At 69.4% G+C, this 20,949-nt stretch carries 21 protein-coding genes and 1 pseudogene; 8 read left to right on the plus strand and 14 right to left on the minus strand.

What is annotated here, in order from left to right; all coding sequences use genetic code 11:
* Window positions 1-10 precede the first annotated feature (10 nt).
* The 7 genes from A5775_RS13230 to A5775_RS13255 all read left to right on the plus strand — a co-directional run bounded on the left by A5775_RS13230 (window position 11) and on the right by A5775_RS13255 (window position 5,440).
* Complete coding sequence (locus A5775_RS13230; protein ID WP_067252771.1) at window positions 11-283, plus strand: HypC/HybG/HupF family hydrogenase formation chaperone; 273 nt, start codon at window positions 11-13, stop codon at window positions 281-283.
* 12 nt (window positions 284-295) lie between these two features.
* Entirely contained in the window at window positions 296-1,426 is a 1,131-nt protein-coding gene (gene hypD, locus A5775_RS13235) for a hydrogenase formation protein HypD (RefSeq protein ID WP_067252774.1), read from the plus strand.
* Window positions 1,423-2,157, plus strand: a complete 735-nt coding sequence (locus tag A5775_RS13240) for a DUF6390 family protein (RefSeq protein ID WP_304441516.1) — start codon at window positions 1,423-1,425, stop codon at window positions 2,155-2,157. Before hypD ends, A5775_RS13240 begins: the two co-directional genes overlap by 4 nt.
* A 21-nt stretch (window positions 2,158-2,178) precedes the next feature.
* Entirely contained in the window at window positions 2,179-3,303 is a 1,125-nt protein-coding gene (locus tag A5775_RS13245) for an alkaline phosphatase family protein (protein WP_067252781.1), read from the plus strand.
* Between the two features lie 57 nt (window positions 3,304-3,360).
* On the plus strand, window positions 3,361-4,209 hold the full coding sequence (locus A5775_RS13250) for an oxaloacetate decarboxylase (protein WP_067252846.1): 849 nt from the start codon (window positions 3,361-3,363) through the stop codon (window positions 4,207-4,209).
* Between the two features lie 98 nt (window positions 4,210-4,307).
* Window positions 4,308-4,496 carry a hypothetical protein gene (locus A5775_RS24900; protein WP_156660684.1) on the plus strand — a complete coding sequence of 63 codons (189 nt, stop codon included), beginning with the start codon at window positions 4,308-4,310 and terminating at the stop codon, window positions 4,494-4,496.
* A complete protein-coding gene (locus A5775_RS13255; protein WP_082953004.1) occupies window positions 4,496-5,440 on the plus strand; it encodes a PPE family protein in 945 nt (314 codons plus the stop codon). The genes A5775_RS24900 and A5775_RS13255 overlap by 1 nt, the downstream gene beginning before the upstream one ends.
* Here A5775_RS13255 and A5775_RS13260 read toward each other — a convergent pair.
* The 12 genes from A5775_RS13260 to dxr form a co-directional block, all read right to left on the minus strand.
* Complete coding sequence (locus A5775_RS13260) at window positions 5,437-6,219, minus strand: 3-oxoacyl-ACP reductase (RefSeq protein ID WP_067252783.1); 783 nt, start codon at window positions 6,217-6,219, stop codon at window positions 5,437-5,439. The two genes, A5775_RS13255 and A5775_RS13260, sit on opposite strands and share 4 nt — an antisense overlap.
* Window positions 6,220-7,584 carry an aldehyde dehydrogenase gene (locus A5775_RS13265; protein WP_067252852.1) on the minus strand — a complete coding sequence of 455 codons (1,365 nt, stop codon included), beginning with the start codon at window positions 7,582-7,584 and terminating at the stop codon, window positions 6,220-6,222.
* Window position 7,585: 1 nt separating this feature from the next.
* Window positions 7,586-8,341 (minus strand): gamma-glutamyl-gamma-aminobutyrate hydrolase family protein, encoded by a 756-nt coding sequence (locus A5775_RS13270; protein ID WP_231995172.1) that lies wholly within the window; start codon window positions 8,339-8,341, stop codon window positions 7,586-7,588.
* On the minus strand, window positions 8,328-9,722 hold the full coding sequence (locus A5775_RS13275) for a glutamine synthetase family protein (protein WP_067252787.1): 1,395 nt from the start codon (window positions 9,720-9,722) through the stop codon (window positions 8,328-8,330). The genes A5775_RS13270 and A5775_RS13275 overlap by 14 nt, the downstream gene beginning before the upstream one ends.
* Window positions 9,723-9,742: 20 nt before the next feature.
* Window positions 9,743-10,279, minus strand: a complete 537-nt coding sequence (locus A5775_RS13280; protein ID WP_067252855.1) for an alpha/beta hydrolase — start codon at window positions 10,277-10,279, stop codon at window positions 9,743-9,745.
* A 153-nt stretch (window positions 10,280-10,432) separates the two neighbouring features.
* On the minus strand, window positions 10,433-11,941 hold the full coding sequence (locus A5775_RS13285) for a cobyric acid synthase (RefSeq protein WP_067252790.1): 1,509 nt from the start codon (window positions 11,939-11,941) through the stop codon (window positions 10,433-10,435).
* 25 nt (window positions 11,942-11,966) lie between these two features.
* The gene (gene map / locus A5775_RS13290; protein ID WP_067252791.1) at window positions 11,967-12,824 is read right to left on the minus strand and encodes a type I methionyl aminopeptidase; all 858 of its coding nucleotides are present in this window, start codon (window positions 12,822-12,824) and stop codon (window positions 11,967-11,969) included.
* Window positions 12,825-12,961: 137 nt separating this feature from the next.
* Window positions 12,962-14,776: a penicillin-binding transpeptidase domain-containing protein gene (locus A5775_RS13295; RefSeq protein ID WP_067252858.1), complete on the minus strand. Its 1,815-nt coding sequence runs from the start codon at window positions 14,774-14,776 to the stop codon at window positions 12,962-12,964.
* Between the two features lie 177 nt (window positions 14,777-14,953).
* Window positions 14,954-15,808 carry a GNAT family N-acetyltransferase gene (locus tag A5775_RS13300; RefSeq protein ID WP_067252793.1) on the minus strand — a complete coding sequence of 285 codons (855 nt, stop codon included), beginning with the start codon at window positions 15,806-15,808 and terminating at the stop codon, window positions 14,954-14,956.
* Window positions 15,809-15,857: 49 nt separating this feature from the next.
* Window positions 15,858-17,006, minus strand: a complete 1,149-nt coding sequence (gene ispG / locus A5775_RS13305; protein ID WP_067252795.1) for a flavodoxin-dependent (E)-4-hydroxy-3-methylbut-2-enyl-diphosphate synthase — start codon at window positions 17,004-17,006, stop codon at window positions 15,858-15,860.
* 23 nt (window positions 17,007-17,029) lie between these two features.
* A complete protein-coding gene (locus A5775_RS13310) occupies window positions 17,030-18,253 on the minus strand; it encodes an RIP metalloprotease (RefSeq protein WP_067252800.1) in 1,224 nt (407 codons plus the stop codon).
* 19 nt (window positions 18,254-18,272) lie between these two features.
* A complete protein-coding gene (gene dxr, locus A5775_RS13315; protein ID WP_197512547.1) occupies window positions 18,273-19,484 on the minus strand; it encodes a 1-deoxy-D-xylulose-5-phosphate reductoisomerase in 1,212 nt (403 codons plus the stop codon).
* 120 nt (window positions 19,485-19,604) lie between these two features.
* On the opposite strand from dxr, the gene A5775_RS13320 reads away from it, so the two are divergent.
* Window positions 19,605-19,859 carry a DUF2631 domain-containing protein gene (locus A5775_RS13320; protein ID WP_067252861.1) on the plus strand — a complete coding sequence of 85 codons (255 nt, stop codon included), beginning with the start codon at window positions 19,605-19,607 and terminating at the stop codon, window positions 19,857-19,859.
* Between the two features lie 16 nt (window positions 19,860-19,875).
* Here the strand turns inward: A5775_RS13320 and A5775_RS13325 are convergent, their stop codons facing one another.
* Window positions 19,876-20,745 (minus strand): cytochrome c biogenesis CcdA family protein, encoded by an 870-nt coding sequence (locus A5775_RS13325; RefSeq protein WP_067252804.1) that lies wholly within the window; start codon window positions 20,743-20,745, stop codon window positions 19,876-19,878.
* Window position 20,746: 1 nt separating this feature from the next.
* Window positions 20,747-20,949: pseudogene (locus tag A5775_RS13330) on the minus strand (protein disulfide oxidoreductase); the annotation flags it as partial.

Consider the following 20,949-nt stretch of genomic DNA (forward strand, 5'->3'; position numbering starts at 1 on the left):
GGGCGCTGACATGTGCCTTGGAATTCCGGGCAGGATCGTGCAAATCACCGATCCCGCCAACTGTTTGGCGAAGGTCGACGTGAGCGGCGTGCAGCGGACGATCAGCGTCCGGCTCTTGGAGAACGACATGCCCGCGCCGGACGACTGGGTGCTGGTCCACGTCGGTTTCGCGATGGCCAAGATCGACGAAACCGAGGCGTTGCTGACCCTGGCCGCCATCAAGAAACTCGGCGACACCTACACGACCGAAATGCAGGCCTTCGACTCGTCGGCCATCGTTTGACTAGGAGCGGCAATGAAATTCGTCGACGAATTCCGCGACCCCGCGGCGGCACGCAAACTGCTGGCCGCCATCGAGCACCTGGCCGGCACTGACGGCGAGGACTTCAAATTCATGGAGGTGTGCGGTGGGCACACGCACACCATCTACCGGCACGGCATCGAGCACCTGCTGCCCGACAACGTCGAGCTGGTGCACGGCCCCGGCTGCCCGGTCTGCGTGATCCCGATGGGCCGCATCGACGACGCGATGTGGCTGGCCGGTCAGCCCGACGTAATCTTCACCTGCTTCGGCGACATGATGCGGGTGCCCGGCTCGGACGGCAGCCTGCTGCACGCCAAGGCCCGCGGCGCCGACGTGCGGTTCGTCTACTCGCCGCTGGACGCGTTGAAGATCGCCGTCGACAACCCGGCCAAGCAGGTGGTGTTCTTCGCCATCGGCTTCGAGACCACCGCGCCGTCGACGGCGGTGACGCTCGTGCGGGCGCGCGATCTGGGCTTGCCCAATTTCAGCGTCTTCTGCAACCACGTCACGATCGTGCCGCCGATCAGGGCGATCCTCGAGTCGCCGGACCTGCGGCTGTCGGGTTTCATCGGCCCCGGTCACGTGTCCACGGTGGTGGGCAACCGGCCCTACCGGTTCGTTCCGGACGTCTACCGAAAGCCGTTGGTGGTGGCCGGTTTCGAGCCGCTGGACATCCTGGCGTCGGTCGCGATGCTGCTGCGTCAGATCCGTGAGGGACGCTGCGAGGTGGAGAACCAGTACAAGCGCGTGGTGCCCGAACACGGCAACCCGGCCGCGTTGGCCTTGATGGGCCAGGTGTTCGCGTTGCGTCCGCACTTCGAATGGCGTGGGCTAGGCTTCATCTCGCAAAGCGCCCTGCGGCTGCACGACGACTTCGCCGACTTCGACGCCGAGCTACGGTTCGCCATGCCCGGCGTGCGCGTCGCCGACCCTAAGGCCTGCCAATGCGGTGAGGTGCTCAAGGGTGTGCTCAAGCCTTGGGAATGCAAGGTTTTCGGTACCGCATGCACTCCTGAGACCCCGATCGGAACATGCATGGTGTCGCCCGAGGGGGCGTGCGCGGCCTACTACAATTTCGGCCGCATGCACCGGGATGCCGTCAAACTGGTGGGGCGCACTTGACCTCTGACAAGGGCGCAGAGATGTTCGCCCGCTACGCCTATGCGCCCAACGCGCTCGGCTATTGCGGTCCCCCCTTGGGGGCCACCCTGCGCGACGGGTCGGTCGCCGACGTGCGCAGGGCGGCGACCAAGTTCTCCGGGGCATGGCCGTACCTGCGGGTGCTGTCGGCGCTGACCGGCATCGCCGACCCGCTGGATTACCGCCTGGTGGAGGCGTATTGGCTCGGCGGCGGGGCCGCGGCCGACCTGGACCCACGGGAGTTCTTCGACGCGTTGCTGGCGATCCTCGGTCCGCAGGCGGGCCACTACTGGTCGCATCTCACGCCGGACCTGGCGTGCGAGGCCGCCGGGAATCACTGCTTCCACGTGTTCGGTATTTACCCGTGGACGCGGTTTTTGGGCCGCGGTACCGACGAGCAGCCGTTGCGGGTGCTGGACAACTGCCGAATCAGTTCCGGGACAGTGCTTTCCCGCGATGGGGACCGGGTCGAGGTGTTGTGCCGGCGGCTGGTCTGGGATGGTCAGGCGCTCACGCTGTCGACACCGTCGGCGCGTGTGCTCGAGGTGTGGGCTGACGGATACAGCGCGGTGCCCGATGCGGCCGCCGGTGATGTGGTCGCGATGCACTGGGGCCGATTGTGCGGGCGGCTCTCGCCGGCGCAGCTGCACGCGCTGACCGACAGCACGAACCGCCAGCTGGTGGTGACCGACCGCCGACTGGCGCGCGTCTAGCTTCGACGTCAGACTGGCCCCGTGCCCGGTTCTCTGTGCGACGTGCTGCCCGCCGCGGCCGCCCTGCTCGGGGTCCCGGGCGCTTCAGACAGGCTGGCGGTGACGGACCAGGCCGGCTCCGACCGGATAAACCGGGTGCTCGTCGTGCTGGTGGACGGGCTGGGCTGGCACCTGCTTCCGCGACTGGCCGGCAGCGCGCCGCTGCTCGCCTCCGTGCTGACCGGTGCCACCGGGCGGCTGACCCGGCTGGAGTGCACCTTCCCCTCGACCACGCCGACCAGCCTGGTGTCCCTGGGCACCGGCGCGCTGCCCGGCGAGCACGGGATTCTGGGCTTTACCCTCCGGGTGCCCGGCACCGAAACGGTGCTCAACCACATCCGGTGGCGCGACGATCCGTCGCCCGCCGTGTGGCAGCCGGTGCCGACCTGGTTCCAGCGGCTCAAAAAGGCCGGTGTCAGCGCCCGCGCGGTGCTGCCGGCGCCCTTCATCGGCAGCGGGTTGACCGAGGCGGCCTACCGCGGCGCGGAATTCCACCCCGCCGGCCCCAACGACGACTACGCCCGGCTGGTGGTCGACGACCTGAGCTCGGCGCCCGGGCTGGTTTACGGCTACACCGCCGAGCTCGACACCGCGGCCCATGTCTTCGGGGTGGGCTCGGAGCGGTGGCATGCGGCGGCGGCGAACGTCGACGCGCTGCTCTCGCGCCTGCTCGAGGCGCTGCCACCGGACGCGGCGCTGCTGGTCACCGCCGACCACGGCGGCCTCAACGTCCCGCCGCAGGCCCGGATCGACCTCGACGCCGACCCCCGGCTGGCCCAGGGAATACGGGTGGTGGCCGGCGAGCCGCGGGTGCGGTATCTGCACACCGAGCCGGGCGCCGCCCCCGACGTGCAGGCCGCGTGGGCCGAGCTGCTGGACGGCCGCGCCGCCGTGTACAGCCGCGAACAGGCAGTGGCCACCGGGATGTTCGGGCCGGTCGCCGCGGCGCACCTGGAGCGGCTCGGCGACGTGGTGGTCGTCTGTTCGGGCGACACCGCGGTGCTGGCCAGCGCACACGAGCCCCCGGAAACGTCCCGCCTGGTCGGTTTCCACGGCGGCGCCAGCGCGGTCGAGATGGCGATTCCGCTCATCGTTTTCCGGCCGTAGCTGCTTGTCGGTGGGCCGTGCTACACCTCCATGCAGACTCCCCAGATCGGACTGGCCATGGATGACACCGAACGCACCCGTCGTGGCGATGAATTCCGCCGCCTGCACGCCGGCGACGAGATTCTCGTGCTCCCCAACCCTTGGGACATCGGCACCGCGAGGTTGTTCGCCAACCTCGGGTTCCATGCACTGGCGACCACCAGCGCCGGACTGGCGTTCTCGTTAGGCCGGCGCGATGGCAACGCTGCGGTCAGCCGGGATGAAGCGCTCGAACACGCACGCACCATCGTCGAGGCAACCCCTCTCCCGGTGACCGCGGATCTGGAAAACGGGTTCGGCGACGCCCCCGAGGCGGTGGCCGAAACCGTGCGCCGGGCGGGCGAGGCCGGTTTGGCCGGGGCCTCGATCGAGGACGCCACATATAAAACCGACGCGCCGATCTTCGCCCGCACGCTGGCGGTCGAGCGCATCCAGGCCGCTGTTGAAGCCGCGCGGGCGCTGCCGCATCCCTTCACCTTGACCGCCCGCTCGGAGAACTTCATCCGTGACCGTCCGGATCTCGATGACACGGTGTCCCGGCTGCAGGCATACGAAGCGGCCGGGGCCGATGTCTTGTACGCACCCGGCCTGCCGGACGAAGCGGCGCTGCGTCGGGCCTGCAGCAGCGTCACCCGGCCGTTCAACTACGTTGCTGGGATCGGGCCGGCCCGTTTCACGCTCGCCCAGCTCAAGGAGTTCGGAGTGCGCCGGGTGTCGATCGGCACCTCCTTTTGCCGCACCGGGCTTACCGCTGTCGTCCGCGCCGCGCAGGAAGTGCTCGAACACGGCTCGTTCAACTATGTCGACGGCATTCACAGCGTCGCCGACTTCAACGAGCTCATTGATCCGCGTACCGGCGATCGCTGAGGGTTCGGGCACCACCTGCACCCGACCACGCACTCGAACCGACTTCACAGCTCGTTTCGACCGGTTTATCACGATTCGCGTTGTACATTCGGCGCACTGTGTATTTCGCGGACCGTGCTGAAATTCGGCGGTGGCAGCTGGCCATCGCGATGGTCGCGGCGCTCGGTGCGTTCGTCGCCCTGGTCGCGGATTCGTCGCTGCGGCCCCGGTTTGCCGCGTCCACATTGCCGGAGCCGGCGGCGTTACCAGGCGTGACCCCGAACGCCGTCGCCAGGCCGGGGCTGTAATGGATTTCGGGGCGCTACCGCCGGAGATCAACTCCGGGCTGATGTATTCGGGTCCCGGCGCGGGATCCATGGTCCAGGCCGCCGCGGCATGGGACACGCTCGCCGCATGGCTGTGCACCGCGGCGGCCGACTACCGGTCGGTGACCGCCAAGCTCGCGGCGCAATCCGAGGGCCCGGCGCCGTCGGCGATGTGCGAGGCCGCCGCCGCCTACACCGACTGGCTGGACGCCAACGCCGCACGAAGCCAGCACGCCGCCATCCAACTCAGTGCGGCCGCCGGGGCGTACGAGTCGGCGTTCGCGGCGACGGTGCCCCCACCGGCGATCGCCGGCAACCGCGCGCGACGCATGTCGCTGGTGTCGGCGGACTGTCTGAGACACCACAGCGCGGCGATCGCGGACATCGATACCGAATACGACGTGATGTGGGCGCAGAACGCCGGCGCCATGTACGCCTACGCCGACGCCGCGGCCGGCTCCGTGGCAATGACCCCGTTCGCCCCTCCGCCGGCCCACCCGGGCGCAGCCGCAGACACCTGGGCACGGAAGGCGGCACCCGAGGTCATATCGGCCGCCCGCCACGTGATGTCGGCCATTCCCGGCGCCCTCACACACCTGTCGTCAGCGTCGCAGACCACGTTCGAAGCATCGCTTTCCCCGGTGACACCGTCGCTGTCGAAACTGAATTCGCTGACTGCGCCGACGGATTTCGCGATCGGCCATCTGAATTCGATGAACAAAGCGGCGGCGCTGCGAACACTGTTCCCCAAGCCGGCCGCGGTCAACGGCGTCCGCGCGCGCGTCGGTCGCGGGATGCCGCTCGGTGTGCTGTCGGTGCCGCGCGCCTGGGCGGCGGCCGCGCAACGGTTGGGCGGGGGCCGGCGGGCGAACACGTCCGCCTGGTCGCGGCCCGTGGGGCACCCGGCCGGCGAGTACGGCGGCTAAAGCGCGGTCACATAGGCCGAGCTGATGCCACCGTCGACCAAGAACGTCGACGCGGTGACGAATGACGCGTCGTCGCTCGCCAAAAATGCCACCGCAGCGGCGATTTCGTCGGGGTCGGCGAAGCGACCCACCGGCACGTGCACCAGCCGGCGCGCGGCCCGTTCGGGGTCCTTGGCGAAAAGCTCTTGCAGCAGTGGGGTGTTGACCGGCCCCGGGCACAGCGCGTTCACCCGGATGCCCTGGCGGGCGAACTGCACCCCCAGCTCCCGCGACATGGCCAGCACCCCTCCCTTGGAAGCGGTGTAGGAGATTTGCGACGTCGCCGATCCCAGGACGGCGACGAACGACGCCGTGTTGATGATCGAGCCCCGCCGCGCGGGAACCATGTGCCGCAGCGCCGCCCGGCAACAGAGGTACACCGACTTCAGGTTGACGTCTTGGACGCGTTGCCACGCGGGCAGTTCGGTGTTCTCGATGAGGTCGTCGTCGGGTGGCGAGATGCCGGCGTTGTTGAACGCGATGTCGACGCGGCCGTAGGTGTGGGCCGCGGTATCGAACAGCGCGTTGACGGCATCCTCGTCGGACACGTCGGTGGGCACGAACAGACCGGACAGTTCGGTGGCCGCGGCGGCGCCCGCGGCGCCGTCGATGTCGGCCACCACGATGGTGGCGCCCTCGGCACGCATGCGCCGGGCCGACGCCAACCCGATGCCGCCGCCGGCGCCGGTGATGACGGCGACGCGGCCCGCCAACCGTTGGGTGAGATCGACCGCCGCCACCTAACCCTCTCCGATCGCGATGAAAACGTTCTTGGTCTCGGTGAAGTGCAACGGCGCATCCGGGCCCAGCTCGCGGCCCAACCCCGACTGTTTGAAACCGCCGAACGGTGTGTTGTACCGAACCGAGGAGTGCGAATTCACCGACAGATTCCCGGCTTCGACCGCGCGGGACACGCGCAGCGCACGGGACAGATCGTCGGTCCAGATCGACCCGGACAGCCCGTAGGCGGTGTCGTTGGCCAGCGCCACGGCGTCCTGCTCGTCGTCGAAGGCCAGCACCGTGACCACCGGTCCGAAGATCTCCTCGGTGACGCTGCGGTCGGTGCGCTGCGGGGTCAGAACCGTTGGCGGGAACCAGAATCCACGCCCCGCCGGGGCGGTGCCGCGAAACGCGACGGGAGCGCCGTCGGGCACGTAGGACGCCACCTTGGCGCGGTGCGCGGCCGACACCAACGGGCCCATCTCGGTGTCCCGGGCGCTGGGATCCCCGACGACGACCCCTTTGACCGCCGGCTCAAGCAGCTCCATGAAGCGGTCATACACGCTGCGCTGCACCAGGATCCGGCTGCGGGCGCAGCAGTCCTGTCCGGCGTTGTCGAACACCCCGGCCGGTGCAGTCGCCGCGGCTCGCTCGAGATCGCAGTCGGCGAACACGATGTTGGCGCTCTTGCCGCCCAGCTCCAGGGTCACCCGCTTGACCCGGGCGGCCGCACCGGCCAGCACCTTCTTGCCGACGTCGGTCGAGCCGGTGAACACGAGCTTGGCGATGCCGGGATGCGTGACGAACCGCTCCCCGACCACCGCGCCCGGCCCGGGCAGCACCTGGAGCAGGTCTTGATCCAGCCCGGCCTCGGCCGCCAGCTCACCGAGCCGGATCGTGGTCAGCGGTGTCGCCTCGGCGGGCTTGACCAGCACGGCGTTGCCCGCCGCCAGGGCCGGCGCGAACCCCCAGGAAGCGATGGTCATCGGGAAGTTCCACGGGGTGATCACACCGACCACGCCCACCGGTTCGTTGAAGGTGACGTCCAGGCCGCCGGCCACCGGAATCTGCTTGCCGGACAAGCGTTCCGGGCTGGCGGCGTAGTAGGTCAGCACGTCGCGGACGTGACCGGCCTCCCACTCGGCCGACGCGACGGGATGCCCCGAGTTGGCGACCTCGAGCGCGGCGAGCTCGTCGAGATGGGTGTCGACGGCGGCGGCGAAAGCCCTCAGGCCGGCGGCCCGTTCGGCCGGGGGCAGCCGCGCCCACCGCCGCTGGGCCGCCCGCGCCCGGCCCACCGCGTCGTCGACGGCCGCGGCGTCGACGTGCTCGACCGAGCGCAGCACTTCCTCGGTCGCCGGGTTGATCAGTCGCGTGGCGCTCACGTCAGCGTCCCGCATACGACCGGGCCGCGTCCACGATCGCGGCGAACAACCGCAAATCCTCCAGGGACTGTTCCGGATGCCATTGCACGGCAAGGACAAACGCGTCCCCCGGTAGCTCCAGCGCCTCGACGACGCCGTCCGCATCGGTAGCGCTGACCACCAGCCCGTCACCGACCCGGTCGATGGCCTGGTGGTGATAGCACGGCGCGTCGGCGGACTCCCCCACCAGCGCCGCCAGCCGGCTGCCCGCCACGGTGCGCACCGGCAGCCGGGTGAACACCCCGTCGCCCGCGCGGTGCCCGCAGTGCCCGAGAACGTCGGGCAGGTTCTGATGCAGCGTGCCGCCGAGCGCGACGTTGAGCACCTGTGCGCCGCGGCAGATCCCGAGCACCGGCAGCCGCCGTTCCAGCGCGCCACGCAACAGCGCGAACTCCCAGGCGTCGCGGTCGGTGCGGGGTTCATCGGTCATCGGATGCGGTTGCTGGCCGTAGCTGGCGGGGTCGAGGTCATAACCGCCGGTGATCACCAGCGCGTGCAGGCCGTCGAGCACCGAGCCGACGGTCTCGGGGCCCGCCGGCTGCGGGGGCAACAGCACGGCGATCCCGCCGGCCAGGACGACACCCTCGAAGTAGTCGGCCGGCAGATATCCGGCGGGGATGTCCCAGATCCCGGTCTGCACCCGCTCCAGGTACGTCGTCAGGCCCACCACCGGGCGCCGTGGCGGCGGACCGCCGCGATCGGGCCTATAGGCGTTCAAAACCGCGAATCCTCTCCCAGTCGGTGACCGCCGCGTTGAACGCCGCCAACTCCACGCGGGCGTTGTTCAGGTAGTGGGCGACAACGTCGTCGCCGAACGCCTCCCGCGCGAGCGTCGAGCGCTCGAAGGCCGACGTCGCCTCGGCCAGGGTGGCGGGCAGCCGCCCGACGCCGGGGGCTTGATAGGCGTTGCCCGCGTAGGGCTCCGGTAACTCGAGGCCCCGTTCGATACCGTACAGCCCGCCGGCGACGATCGCCGCGACCGCCAGATACGGGTTGACGTCACCGCCGGGCACGCGGCACTCCACCCGGGTGTTGGCCCCGCGACCGACCACCCGCAGTGCGCAGGTGCGGTTGTCCAGCCCCCAGGCCAGCGCGGTGGGCGCAAAGCTGCCGTCGGCGAAGCGCTTGTAGGAGTTGATGTTCGGCGCATAGAACAACGTGAATTCGCGCAGGGTGACCAGCAGGCCGGCCAGGAAGCTGCAGAACGTCGGCGACATGCCGTGCGGGCGGCTGGGGTCGGCGAACACGGCGCCGCCCTGCAGGTCGCGCAGCGACAGGTGTACGTGGCAGCTGTTGCCTTCTCGCTCATCGTATTTCGCCATGAATGTCAGGCTTTTGCCGTGCTGGTCGGCGATCTCCTTGGCCCCGTTCTTGTAGATGACGTGGTTGTCGCAGGTGACCAACGCCTCGTCGTAACGGAAACCGATCTCCTGCTGTCCCCTGTTGCATTCACCTTTGACGGCCTCGAATTGCAGTCCCGCGCCGGCCATTCCGCACCGGATGTCGCGCAGCAGCGGCTCCATGCGCGACGACGCCGCGATCGCGTAGTCGATGTTGTAATCACTGGCCGGGGTCAGCCCGCGGTATCCGCCGGCCCACGCCTGGCGGTACGGCTCGTCGAACACCATGAACTCCAGCTCGGTCGCGGCGTCGGCGATCAGCCCGCGCCCGGCCAGCCGGTCGAGCTGGCGACGCAGAATGGCCCGCGGCGATACGGCGACCGGGCTGCCGTCGGCCCAGCCCACGTCGGCGATCACCAACGCCGTCGCGGGCAGCCACGGAATGCGCCGCAGGGTGGACAGGTCGGGCGTCATCACCGTGTCGCCGTATCCGGTGTCCCAGCTCGACATCGCATAACCGCCCACGGTGTTCATGTCGACGTCGACCGCGAGCAGATAAGCGCAGCACTCGGCGCCATGGGCGGCCACGTCCTCGATGAACAGGCGCGCGGCCACCCGCTTGCCGACCAGGCGGCCCTGCATGTCGGCGAACGCCACGATGACGGTATCCACCACGCCGCTGCCCACCAGCTGCTGCAGGGCGGTCAGCGACAGCATCGCAACGTTCGGATCGGCCACGGCGCCGTCTTCGGAGGCCATGACCGCTAGTCAACCAGGCGCTACCAAGTACTGGTGCGCAAAATGATCTCGGCGGCCAATTGTGCCGTCGACTCCTGCACGGTGCGCCGTCCCAACTGCACCACCCGGTAGTCGGCGTAGACGTACCGCTGGCTGGCTTGGGCCACCGACCGGGCGGCCGGCGAGCTGACCAACACGGTGGTGCCGATCTCCACCGGCGGGCAATGTCCGTCGCGGTCGCCGGCGCGCGGATGCCCGCGGTCGATCACCACCAGCCCGACGAACCGGCCCAGCCGGGTTGCCGTCAGTTCCCAGGCGAGGTCGCCGCCGGCGCGGTCGCCCATCACCACGGCCCAGCCGATTCCCAGTGCGTCGAGAATGCCGATCACCGACTTGGGGGTGAGGCGCGGATCGAAGCCGACCACGACCGTCCGAAGCGATGCGGTGTGCAGGCGCTCGCAGACCGCGTCATACGCGGCGGGGGTGCGCTCCTCGTCGCCCAATATGACGACGACGACGCCCGCCTCCGGACCCGCCACAACCACCGGGACCGGGAACCCCTCCAGCGTGGTCATCATCGAGGACACCCAAGCACGCTACAGCCAGACGGCGTGTGTGCGCGACGATTCTGGAGCATGTGATACAGGGACACAGTTTCCAACGGCATCCTATGACCGTGTTCCGGCCGTGCCGTCAACAACAGCGTTCACATCGCGATTCCGGCGAATGTCCTACGGGCGCAACTGACTTGCGAGATAGGGCCGCGACGGCGGCGGGCCGTCGAGCAGCCCGAGGACGGCGTCGACGTCGAGATGGGCGGCCAGCAGGTCGGCGGCGAGATCGAGTTGGGCGTCGCGTCGCGCGGCGACGTTGGTGTCGTCGTCGACCACGAAGCCGCGTCGGCCGGCCGCGTCGGCGACCCGGGTGAGCCACGCACGCCGGAAGTCGTCGTTGTCGAGCAAGCCGTGCCAATGTGTCCCAAAGACCGCGCCGCACACCATACCTTGCGGTTGCGGATCGTCGTCGGATTCGAACCAGCTCTGCTCGGCGCAGCGGGCGACCCGCCCGTGATGGATCTCGTATCCGCTCAGCGGACGTTGCCAGCGGCGCAAGGTCTTGGCCGGATCGAAGGCGATGTCGGCGTCCAGCAACCCCAGCCCGGGCACGTCACCGGCCCTCGACTCCACCGGGTCGTCGATGCGACGGCACAGCATCTGAAACCCCCCGCAGATCCCCAGCACCGGCTTGCCGGCCCGGGCGTGCGCGCTGATCGCCTCGGCCAGGCCGCATTCGCGCAGCCAGGACAGGTCGGCGACAGTGGCCTTGCTGCCGGGGATGACGATCAGGTCGGCGTCGGCCGCGTCGGCGGGGTCGGCGACCCAGCGCACCAACACACCCGGTTCGCAGGCCAGCGCCTCGACGTCGGTGGAGTTGGAAATCCGGGGCAGCCGGACCGCGGCCACCCGCAACCACTCGTCGCCGCGCGGCGGGGCGGGCGTGCCGATGAGGCGGTGCGCGACCACCGACAGCGAGTCCTCGGCGTCCAGCCACAGCTCGTGGGCATACGGCAGCACCCCGTAGGTGGACCGGCCCGTCATCGCGTGCAGCTGGCGCAATCCCGGCTCGAGCAGCGCGGGATCGCCCCGGAATTTGTTGACGATAAAACCGGCGATCAGCGCTTGGTCGTCGGGCTCGAGCACCGCGACCGTGCCGAACAGGTGCGCGAGCAAGCCGCCGCGGTCGATGTCGCCGACCAGCACCACCGGCAGGTTGGCGGCCCTGGCCAATCCCATGTTGGCCAAATCCGTGGCGCGCAGATTGATTTCGGCGGGAGATCCGGCCCCCTCACAGATCACCACATCGAATTCGTCTCGCAGGCAAGTTAATTCGTCAAGAACGACGGTGGCGAGCCGGTCGCGATGCCGCACATAGCTTTTCGCGGTGACCGAGTCGGCGACCCGGCCCTTGATAACCAGCTGCGACGCGCGGTCACTGCCCGGTTTGAGCAGGATCGGGTTGAACCGCACGCTGGGTTCCAGCCCCGCCGCACGCGCCTGAATCGCCTGGGCGCGGCCGATTTCGCCGCCTTCGACCGTGACCACCGAGTTGTTGGACATGTTCTGCGCCTTGAACGGGGCGACCCGGGTTCCGCCGCGGGCCAACAACCGGCACAGGCCCGCCACCACCACCGACTTCCCGGCGTCCGAGCTGGTGCCGGCGACCAGCAGCGCACCATTCACCTGCTTATGGCGCGCAGGGGGAACCTCATGGCAGCGTGAGGATTTCGACACCGCTGTCGGTGACGAGCAGGGTGTGCTCGAACTGCGCGGTCCACTTGCGGTCCTTGGTGACCACCGTCCAGCCGTCGTCCCAGATCTCGTAGTCCAGGCCCCCGAGGTTGATCATCGGTTCGATGGTGAACGTCATGCCCGGCTGCATGATGGTCGACACGGACGGCTGGTCGTAGTGCAGGACGACTAGGCCGTTGTGAAACGTGGTGCCGATACCGTGACCGGTGAAGTCGCGAACGACGTTGTAGCCGAACCGATTTGCGTACGACTCGATGACGCGGCCGACGACCGACAGGGCACGCCCGGGCTTGACGGCATTGATGGCGCGCATCGTCGCCTCCCGGGTTCGCTCCACCAGCAGCCGGTGTTCTTGCGCGACGTCGCCGGCCAGGAACGTGGCGTTGGTGTCGCCGTGCACCCCGTCGATGTAGGCGGTGACGTCGATGTTGACGATGTCACCGTCGGCGATCACCGTCGAGTCGGGGATGCCGTGGCAGATCACCTCGTTGAGTGACGTGCAGCACGACTTCGGGAAGCCCTTGTAGCCCAGCGTCGACGGATAGGCGCCGTGGTCGACCATGTATTCATGGGCGATGCGGTCGAGTTCGTCGGTGGTCACCCCGGGCGCGACCGCCTTGCCCGCCTCCACCAGCGCGCGCGCCGCGATGCGCCCGGCGACCCGCATCTTCTCGATCACCTCGGGGGTCTGCACCCACGGCTCGCTGCCCTCCTGGGCCGTGGCCTTGCCGACGTATTCCGGGCGCGGGACGCTGCCGGGCACCGGCAGAGTCGGGGACAACTCTCCGGGGGAAAGCGCGGTGCGGGCGGGCATGCGACCAGCTTAACCGGGGTTCCCCGGGCCGATCAGAGCCGCCGGCGGCGCAGCAGCGAGCGACGCGGGGAACCGGGGATATCGCGTCGGCGCTGGTGCTGATCGCACGCGCGGCGCAGCGGGTCGCCACCGTCGGACTAGGCCAAAAAGTCCGGGGGCAGCGATTCGAGCATCACCTTGGTCATCCGGACGGCGTATTCCGAGCTGCCGCCCCCGACGATCAGCGCCGCGAATGCCAGATCGCCGCGGTAGCCGGCGAACCAGGAATGCGACCCGCCGGGGAACTCGGCCTCACCGGTCTTCCCGTACACCTCGCCGCAGCCGGCAATCTCCTTGGCGGTCCCGTTGGTCACCACCAGCCGCATCATGGGCCGCAGCGCGTCGACCATTTTCGGGCTGATCGGCGTGGTGTCGCCCTGGACCGCCGTCTGCCGGCCCGCGATCAGTTGCGGCACGGGTGTCTTGCCGGCGGCGACCGTCGCCGCCACCAGCGCCATGCCGAACGGGGTGGCCAGCACCTTGCCCTGGCCGAAGCCGTCCTCGGTGCGTTCGGCGAGGTCCACGGTGGGCGGCACCGATCCGGTCACCGTGGTGATGCCGTCGATTTGATAGTCCAGCCCGATCCCGTAGCGGGAGGCCGCCTGGGTCAGGCCGCGCGGCGGCATTCTGCTGCTGAGCTCGGCGAAGGTGGTGTTGCACGAACTGGCGAACGCCCGCGACATCGGCACCACCCCGAGATCGAAGCCACCGTAGTTGGGGATGGTGCGGTGCCCGATGTCGAGACGGCCCGGGCAGCCCAGCATGGTGTTGGGGGTGGCCATGTCGCGTTCGACGGCCGCGCCGGCGGTGACCATCTTGAACGTCGACCCGGGCGGGAACAGCCCCGTGGTGGCCGGCAGGCCGTCGGCGTCGGCGCCCGCGTTCTGGGCGATCGCGAGGATCTCGCCGGTCGACGGCTTGAGCACCACCATCATCGCCTTGCCGCCGCGGGTGTCCACCGCGTGCTGAGCGGCGTTTTGCACCGCCCGGTCCATGGTGAGCGACACGGACGGCGCCGGTGACCCCTCGACCTCGTGCAGGACCTCGACCTCGACGCCGTTCTGGTTGACGCTCACCACCCGCCAGCCGGCCTCGCCGTCGAGTTGGTCGACCACCGCCTTCTTCACCGCGGAGATGACCGCGGGCGCGAAATGCGGGTCGGTGGGCAACATTTCGGGCTGGGGTGTGACGACGATGCCGGGCAGCCGGCCGATCGCCGGGAACACCTTGTCGTTGTCGTCGGGGTGCAGCGTGACCCCCAGCTCCACCGGGTGGGGCGTCGAGCTGGCCTGCTCGGCGAGCAGCTGCGGGTCGTTGAGCGCTTCGTTGAAGGGGTGCAGCACGTCGACGACCGCGTGCGCCGTGCCGATCAGCGCGGGTCCGGCCTGGGTAGCGTCCAGCGTGTAGTGGTACAGGTAGCCCGGCACCAGCACGTCGCTGCCGCCGAGTTCGTTGACCGAGGCGCGGCGCGGCCGATCCGCGCGCAGCGCGAACGTTTGGTGCTCGCCCAGTTTGGCGTGCAGCGCGGTGGTGGTCCACCGCACCCGCCAGCGCCCCTCGTCGCGCGCCATCTTCAGCTGACCGTCGTAGCTCCAGATCCGGTTTTTGGGCAGGTGCCAGGCGAAGCGATAGCCGACCGTGCCGGTGTCCTCGGCGTACTTGGCGTTGAGGACCTGCGCGTCGAGGTGGGTCGCCTGCAGGCCGGACCACGCCGCGTTGAGCGCTTCGCGGGCGTCGTTGGGGCTGTCGCTGAGCTGAGCGGCCGTGGCGGTGTCGCCGACGGCCAGGGCGCGGAAGAACTTCTCCGCGGCCGGGCCCGGGCCGTCGGGCCGCGGCGTGCACCCGGACAGGGCGATGACCGCGACGAGCAGCAGGCCTGAAACGGATGAGGCCGCTGTTGTTCTAGTTACCATCGGTGCTGATGTTATGAGCTGCGGCCGCAACAGCACCGCCGCCACACCGAGACCGCACCGTTATGCGTCGCCGACGGGCTGTTTCCCGGGCCGAATGTGTGGCCAGCCGCGTGTTCGCTGCCGAATGTGCGGCGATCCGCACACTCGCGCGGCGAGCACACCTACCGGCGAGCACACCTAGTCGAGCAACACCGTCGCGAAGGTGCCGATCTCGGCGAAGCCCACCCGTGCGTAGGCGGCGCGCGCCACCGCGTTGAAGTCGTTGACGTAGAGGCTGGCGGTCCGCCCGGTACCGACGATCACCGCAGCGACCGTGGCGGTCCCGGCCGTACCGAGGCCCAGGCCCCGCCACTCCGGGTGCACCCACACCCCTTGGATCTGGCCCACGCTCGGGGACTGCGAGCCCACCTCGGCCTTGAAGACGACCTGGCCGCGCTCGAACCGCGCCCAGGCGCGACCGGCCGTGATGAGGCTGGCCACCCGCCGCCGATAGCCGCGACCGCCATCCCCGATCCGCGGGTCGACGCCCACCTCGCCGATGAACATGTCAACGGCCGCCACCAGGTAGGCGTCCAGCTCCTCGGGCCGGACTTGGCGCACCGCGGTATCGATGTCACAGCTCGGGTAGGTGGACAACGCCAGCAGGGGCTGGCTGTCGCGCACGTCCCTGGCCGGACCCCAGGCGGCCTCGAGCCGCTCCCACATCGGCATCACCAGGTCGGCCCTGCCGACCAGTGACGAGCAGCGCCGCGTCCCGCGCATCGCCTCCTCGGCGAACGCGCCCAGGTCGGCCGTCCCGCCGCGCAGCGGGATCAGGTTGGCGCCGGCGAAGCACAGCGATTCGTGCGCGCCCCGCAGCGTCCACAGTTCGCCGCCGATCGAGTTGGGGTCGATGCCGTGGTCCGCCACCCGGGCCGCGACCATGCACGACGCGACGGGGTCGTCCTCGAGCACCCGCCAGACCGCGGCGGCATCACGCACCACGGACACCCGTCGCTCGCCGACTAGGCGAAACAGTGGCGGAGCCGACATGTGGCGAACTCTCTGTGGTGCGAACTCAGGGCTAGGGCACTGGCCGTTATCAGCTTACGGTCACAACCGGCGAACCGCTCGATGTTGTGTCCGGTCCGTGATCGCTGTCCATTTCGGCGGCGATGCGCATGGCCTCCTCGATCAACGTCTCCACGATCTGCGCTTCGGGCACGGTCTTGATCACTTCGCCGCGAACGAAGATCTGTCCCTTGCCATTTCCCGATGCGACGCCGAGGTCGGCCTCGCGGGCCTCCCCCGGACCGTTGACGACGCAGCCCATCACCGCGACCCGCAGCGGGACGTCGAGACCGTCGAGGCCCGCGGAGACGGCGTTGGCCAGTGTGTAGACGTCGACCTGCGCGCGACCGCACGACGGGCACGACACGATCTCCAGCCCGCGCGGTCGCAGGTTCAGCGATTCGAGGATCTGGTTGCCGACCTTGACCTCTTCGACCGGCGGCGCCGACAGGGACACCCGGATGGTGTCGCCGATGCCGCGCGACAGCAGCGCGCCGAAAGCGACCGCGGACTTGATGGTGCCCTGGAACGCGGGACCGGCCTCGGTGACGCCGAGGTGCAGCGGGTAGTCGCACTGCGCGGCGAGCTGCTCGTAGGCGGCGACCATCACGACGGGGTCGTTGTGCTTGACGCTGATTTTTATGTCGCCGAAGCCGTGCTCCTCGAACAGCGAGGCCTCCCACAGCGCGGACTCGACCAGCGCCTCGGGGGTGGCCTTGCCGTACTTCTCCATGAACCGCTTGTCCAGCGAGCCCGCGTTGACGCCGATGCGGATCGGGATGCCGGCCGCACCGGCGGCCTTGGCGACCTCGCCGACGCGGCCGTCGAATTCCTTGATGTTGCCCGGGTTCACCCGCACCGCGGCGCACCCCGCATCGATGGCGGCGAAGATGTACTTCGGCTGGAAGTGGATGTCGGCGATCACCGGGATCTGGCTGTGCCGGGCGATCTCGGCCAGCGCGTCGGCGTCCTCCTGACGCGGGCAGGCCACCCGGACGATGTCGCAGCCCGTCGCCGTCAGCTCCGCGATCTGTTGCAGCGTCGCGTTGATGTCATGCGTTTTGGTGGTGCACATCGACTGCACCGAGATCGGATGGTCGCTGCCGACCCCGACGTTGCGGACCATGAGTTGGCGCGTGGGACGCCGGGGGGCAAGCGTGGGCGCCGGAGCGTCCGGCATACCCAGGCCAATGGACCTGGCGCTCACTGGAACAGCCTGATCGGGTTGACCAGATCGGCGGTCACGGTCAGCAGCATGTAGCCGACCACGAACACCAGCACGACGTACGTCGCGGGCATGAGTTTGAGGTAGTTCACCGGTGCGGCCGCGACCATGCCCCGGGCCGACCGGATCAGGTTGCGGACCTTTTCGAACATCGCGATGGCGATGTGCCCGCCGTCGAAGGGCAGCAGCGGCACCAGGTTGATCGCCCCCAGGATGAGGTTCAGCTGGGCCAGGAAGAACCAGAACGCCACCCACAGTCCGTGGTCGACGGTGTCGCCGCCGATGATGCTGGCGCCGACCACGCTCATCGGCGTCTGCGGGTCACGCTGGCCGCCACCGATGGCGTGCACCAGCGCGCCCACCTTGGTGGGGATCGTGACCAGCGCCTTGCCCACCTCGACGGTCAGCTCCCCGGCGAACGCCACACTGGCCGGGATCGCGGAGAGCACCCCGTAATGCGTCGGGCCGACTCGGACGGCACCGACGCCGATGGCGCCGACAGTCGAGGCCTGCGGTTGACCGCCCTGCCCGCCGGGCCCGGTGGTCAGGTAGCGCTGCGTGGGCGTGATGTTGATATGGGTGGTGATGGCGGTGCCGTCCCGCTCGGCGACGACCGGCACGACGCCGTGCGCCTTGCGGATGGCGGCGGCCATTTCCTCGAAGGTCGACACCGGGGTGTCGCCCACCTTGACGATGACGTCGCCGGGGCGGATTCCGGCCAGCGCGGCCGGTCCGGGTCCGGTGCAGTCCGCGATCTTTCCCGGAGCCACTTCCGGTGCCACACAAGCGGTTTCGCCGACGACCGCCTTGGTCGGCGGGTGCAGGTCCGGCAGCCCCCAGATCAGCGCGATGCCGTAGAGCAGCACCAGGCAGATGATGAAGTTCGCCCCGGGACCCGCGAACAGCACCGCGATCCGCTTCCAGGCCGCCTGCTTGAACATGGCGCGGTCGTCTTCGTCGGGCGCCAGCTCCTCCACCGAGGTCATGCCGGCGATGTCGCAGAAGCCGCCCAAGGGGACGGCTTTGAGGCCGTACTCGGTTTCACCGCGCCGGGTCGACCACAGCGTGGGGCCGAAGCCGACGAAATAGCGGCGCACCTTCATGCCGGTGGCGCGTGCAACCCACATATGACCGCACTCGTGCAGGGCCACCGAGATCAGGATGGCCAGTGCGAACAGCACAATGCCGATGACGAACATCATTAGGCTGCGAGGACCTTTCTCACACCGCTCCGGAGGCTTTTACTGACAAGTTGACAGGTTGTGCCTGTGCGACTGCACGCTGCGCCCGCTCCCGTGCCCAGCGCTGCGCGTCTAGTACCTCATCCACGTTAGCCGGTGAGACGGCCCATTGGTCGGCAGCGTGCAGCACGTCGGCGATGGTTTTGACGATAGTGGCGAACCCGATGCGGCCCTCCAGGAACGCCTCCGCCGCCTCCTCGTTGGCGGCGTTGTAGACGGCGGTCATGCAGCCCCCGGTCTGCCCGGCGTGCCGGGCCAACTCGACGGCGGGGAAAACATCGTTGTCCAGCGGCTCGAATTCCCAGCTCGACGCCGTGCTGAAGTCGCAAGAGGCGGCCGCCCCGGGCACGCGGTGCGGCCAGCCCAGGGCCAGCGAAATCGGCAACTTCATGTCGGGCGGGCTGGCCTGGGCGATGGTCGAGCCGTCGACGAAGGTGACCATCGAATGAACAATCGACTGGGGGTGCACGACCACCTCGATGCGGTCATAGGGAATGCCGAACAGCAGGTGGGTTTCGATGAGCTCCAAACCCTTGTTGACCAGCGAGGCCGAGTTCAGGGTGTTCATCGGGCCCATCGACCACGTCGGGTGGGCACCGGCCTGCTCGGGGGTGACATCCTCGAGCTGGGCGGCGGTCCAGCCGCGGAACGGTCCGCCGGAGGCCGTCAGCACCAGGGTGGCGACTTCGTCGGGGGTTCCACCGCGCAGGCACTGGGCCAACGCGGAATGTTCGGAGTCGACGGGCACGATCTGGCCCGGCCGGGCCGCCTTGAGCACCAGCGGGCCGCCGGCGATCAGCGACTCCTTGTTGGCCAGCGCCAGCCGGGCGCCCGACTCCAGCGCGGCCAGCGTGGGCCGCAGGCCCAGCGCCCCGACCAGCGCGTTGAGGACGACGTCGGCTTCGGTCTCCTGGACCAGGCGGGTCGCCGCCTCGGGTCCGTGGAACGGGATGTCGCCGGCCCGCTGCGCCGCGCGTTCGTCCGCGACCGCGATGTTGGTCACACCGGTGGCGGCGCGCTGGTGCAACAGCGCGCCGAGGTTGGCGCCGCCCGCGGCCAGGCCGACGACTTCGAAGCGGTCCGGATTGGCCGCGATCACCTCGAGCGCCTGCGTGCCGATCGAGCCGGTGCTGCCCAGCACCAGCACGCGCAGGCGGCCGGGGGGTCGCCCGTCGGTCGTCGGGTTGGTCACCCATTCATTGTGCCGCCCGGCACCGACGGGGGCCACGATGCGGCCACGCCCGCGAGCCCCGAGTGGGGTTGTGCCAGAATTTGGGTTCAACAAGCCGATCCGATCCGAAAGGGATTCGCCGTGGCCAGTACCGAGGTGGAACACTTCACCGGCGTCGACTCCGTCGAGGTGCCGTCGGCCCCGTGGGGCTGGAGCCGGATCAATCACCGGACCTGGCACATCGTCGGCCTGTGCATCTTCGGGCTGTTGCTGGCCATGCTGCGCGGCAACCACGTCGGCCATATCGAGGACTGGTTCCTGATCGGGTTCGCGGCGGTGGTTCTCGTCGTCCTGATCCGCGACCTGTGGGGCCGCCGGCGCGGCTGGATCAGGTAGGGACCACCCGTTTGCCCTAGCGTTGCGCCCTTCGGCGCCGGACGCCGCCGATCACGACGACCAATAACGCGAGCACGGCCATCACCCACGGCCATATCCCGTGCTGATGCACCCAGCCGGCCACCGCGCCCTGCACGCGCCCGGCCGCGATGATCACCGCGTCCTGCGGGTTGCCGTCCGCGCCGAACAAGCGCACCTCGTAGGTGCCGTAATAGGCCACGTACAGCCCTACCAGCACCAGCAGCGCGCCACCGATCCGGTTGACGAACGGCAGGATTCGGCGCCACCGGTCCACCATCGCCGTGCTCGCCGTCGCCGCGGCGACCGCGAGCACACCGACCACCAGCGTCAGCCCCGCGCTGTAAGCGAGGTAGATCGCCACGCCGGTGACGATCGATCCCCCGCGCAGGCCGGCGGCGGTGACGGCCAGAAACGGTCCGATGGTGCACGACAGCGAGGCGATCGCGTAGCTGATGCCGTACCCGTACATGGAGCCCAGCCGCACGGTGGGGGCCCATTGCGGGCCCAGCGGCCGCGGGGTCAGGGCCGACAGCGCCCGGCCCGACAGCAGCCAAAAACCGAGCACGATCAGCACCACGCCGACGAGGACGGTGGCGTACGGCAGATACCGCTGCACCGTCGTGGCCGCCGATACGGTCAGCACGCCGAACACGCCGAACACCGTCAGGAAACCCAGCGCCATCCCCACGGTGGCGGCCAGCGCGCGCCCAGCGGCCACAGTCGTTGACACCACCGAGCGTTCGCCGGGCCGCTGGCCGCGCACCACCAGCAGTAGGTAGGCGGGCAGCATGGCGAACCCGCACGGGTTCAGCGCGGCCACCAATCCGGCGGCGAAAGACAAGCCGACCAGACCCTGGTCCGCCAAGTCAGGACCTCAGGGCTACGACGCGGTCGGAGAGCTCTTGCTCCGGCATCGCCGAGGTGGGGTCGTTGACGAACGTCGAGCTGCCGTCCGCGCGGTAGAACACGTAGGCAGGCTGCCAGGGGACGTTGTAGCGCGCCCAAATGGAGCCGTCGGCGTCGTTGAGGTTGGTGAAGTTCAGGTTGTACTTGGAGACGAAGTTCTGCC

The organism is Mycobacterium sp. 852002-10029_SCH5224772 (assembly GCF_001667315.1).
Classification (GTDB): Bacteria; Actinomycetota; Actinomycetes; order Mycobacteriales; family Mycobacteriaceae; genus Mycobacterium.

Bases quoted from the DNA above. Each gene is read 5' to 3' on its own strand.
- A5775_RS13230 (WP_067252771.1), top strand. From the start codon at position 11: ATGTGCCTTGGAATTCCGGGCAGGATCGTGCAAATCACCGATCCCGCC.
- hypD (WP_067252774.1), top strand. From the start codon at position 296: ATGAAATTCGTCGACGAATTCCGCGACCCCGCGGCGGCACGCAAACTG.
- A5775_RS13250 (WP_067252846.1), top strand. From the start codon at position 3,361: ATGGATGACACCGAACGCACCCGTCGTGGCGATGAATTCCGCCGCCTG.
- A5775_RS13255 (WP_082953004.1), top strand. From the start codon at position 4,496: ATGGATTTCGGGGCGCTACCGCCGGAGATCAACTCCGGGCTGATGTAT.
- A5775_RS13275 (WP_067252787.1), bottom strand. From the start codon at position 9,722: ATGGCCTCCGAAGACGGCGCCGTGGCCGATCCGAACGTTGCGATGCTG.
- A5775_RS13280 (WP_067252855.1), bottom strand. From the start codon at position 10,279: ATGATGACCACGCTGGAGGGGTTCCCGGTCCCGGTGGTTGTGGCGGGT.
- map (WP_067252791.1), bottom strand. From the start codon at position 12,824: ATGCCCGCCCGCACCGCGCTTTCCCCCGGAGAGTTGTCCCCGACTCTG.
- A5775_RS13295 (WP_067252858.1), bottom strand. From the start codon at position 14,776: ATGGTAACTAGAACAACAGCGGCCTCATCCGTTTCAGGCCTGCTGCTC.
- A5775_RS13300 (WP_067252793.1), bottom strand. From the start codon at position 15,808: ATGTCGGCTCCGCCACTGTTTCGCCTAGTCGGCGAGCGACGGGTGTCC.
- ispG (WP_067252795.1), bottom strand. From the start codon at position 17,006: ATGCCGGACGCTCCGGCGCCCACGCTTGCCCCCCGGCGTCCCACGCGC.
- A5775_RS13310 (WP_067252800.1), bottom strand. From the start codon at position 18,253: ATGATGTTCGTCATCGGCATTGTGCTGTTCGCACTGGCCATCCTGATC.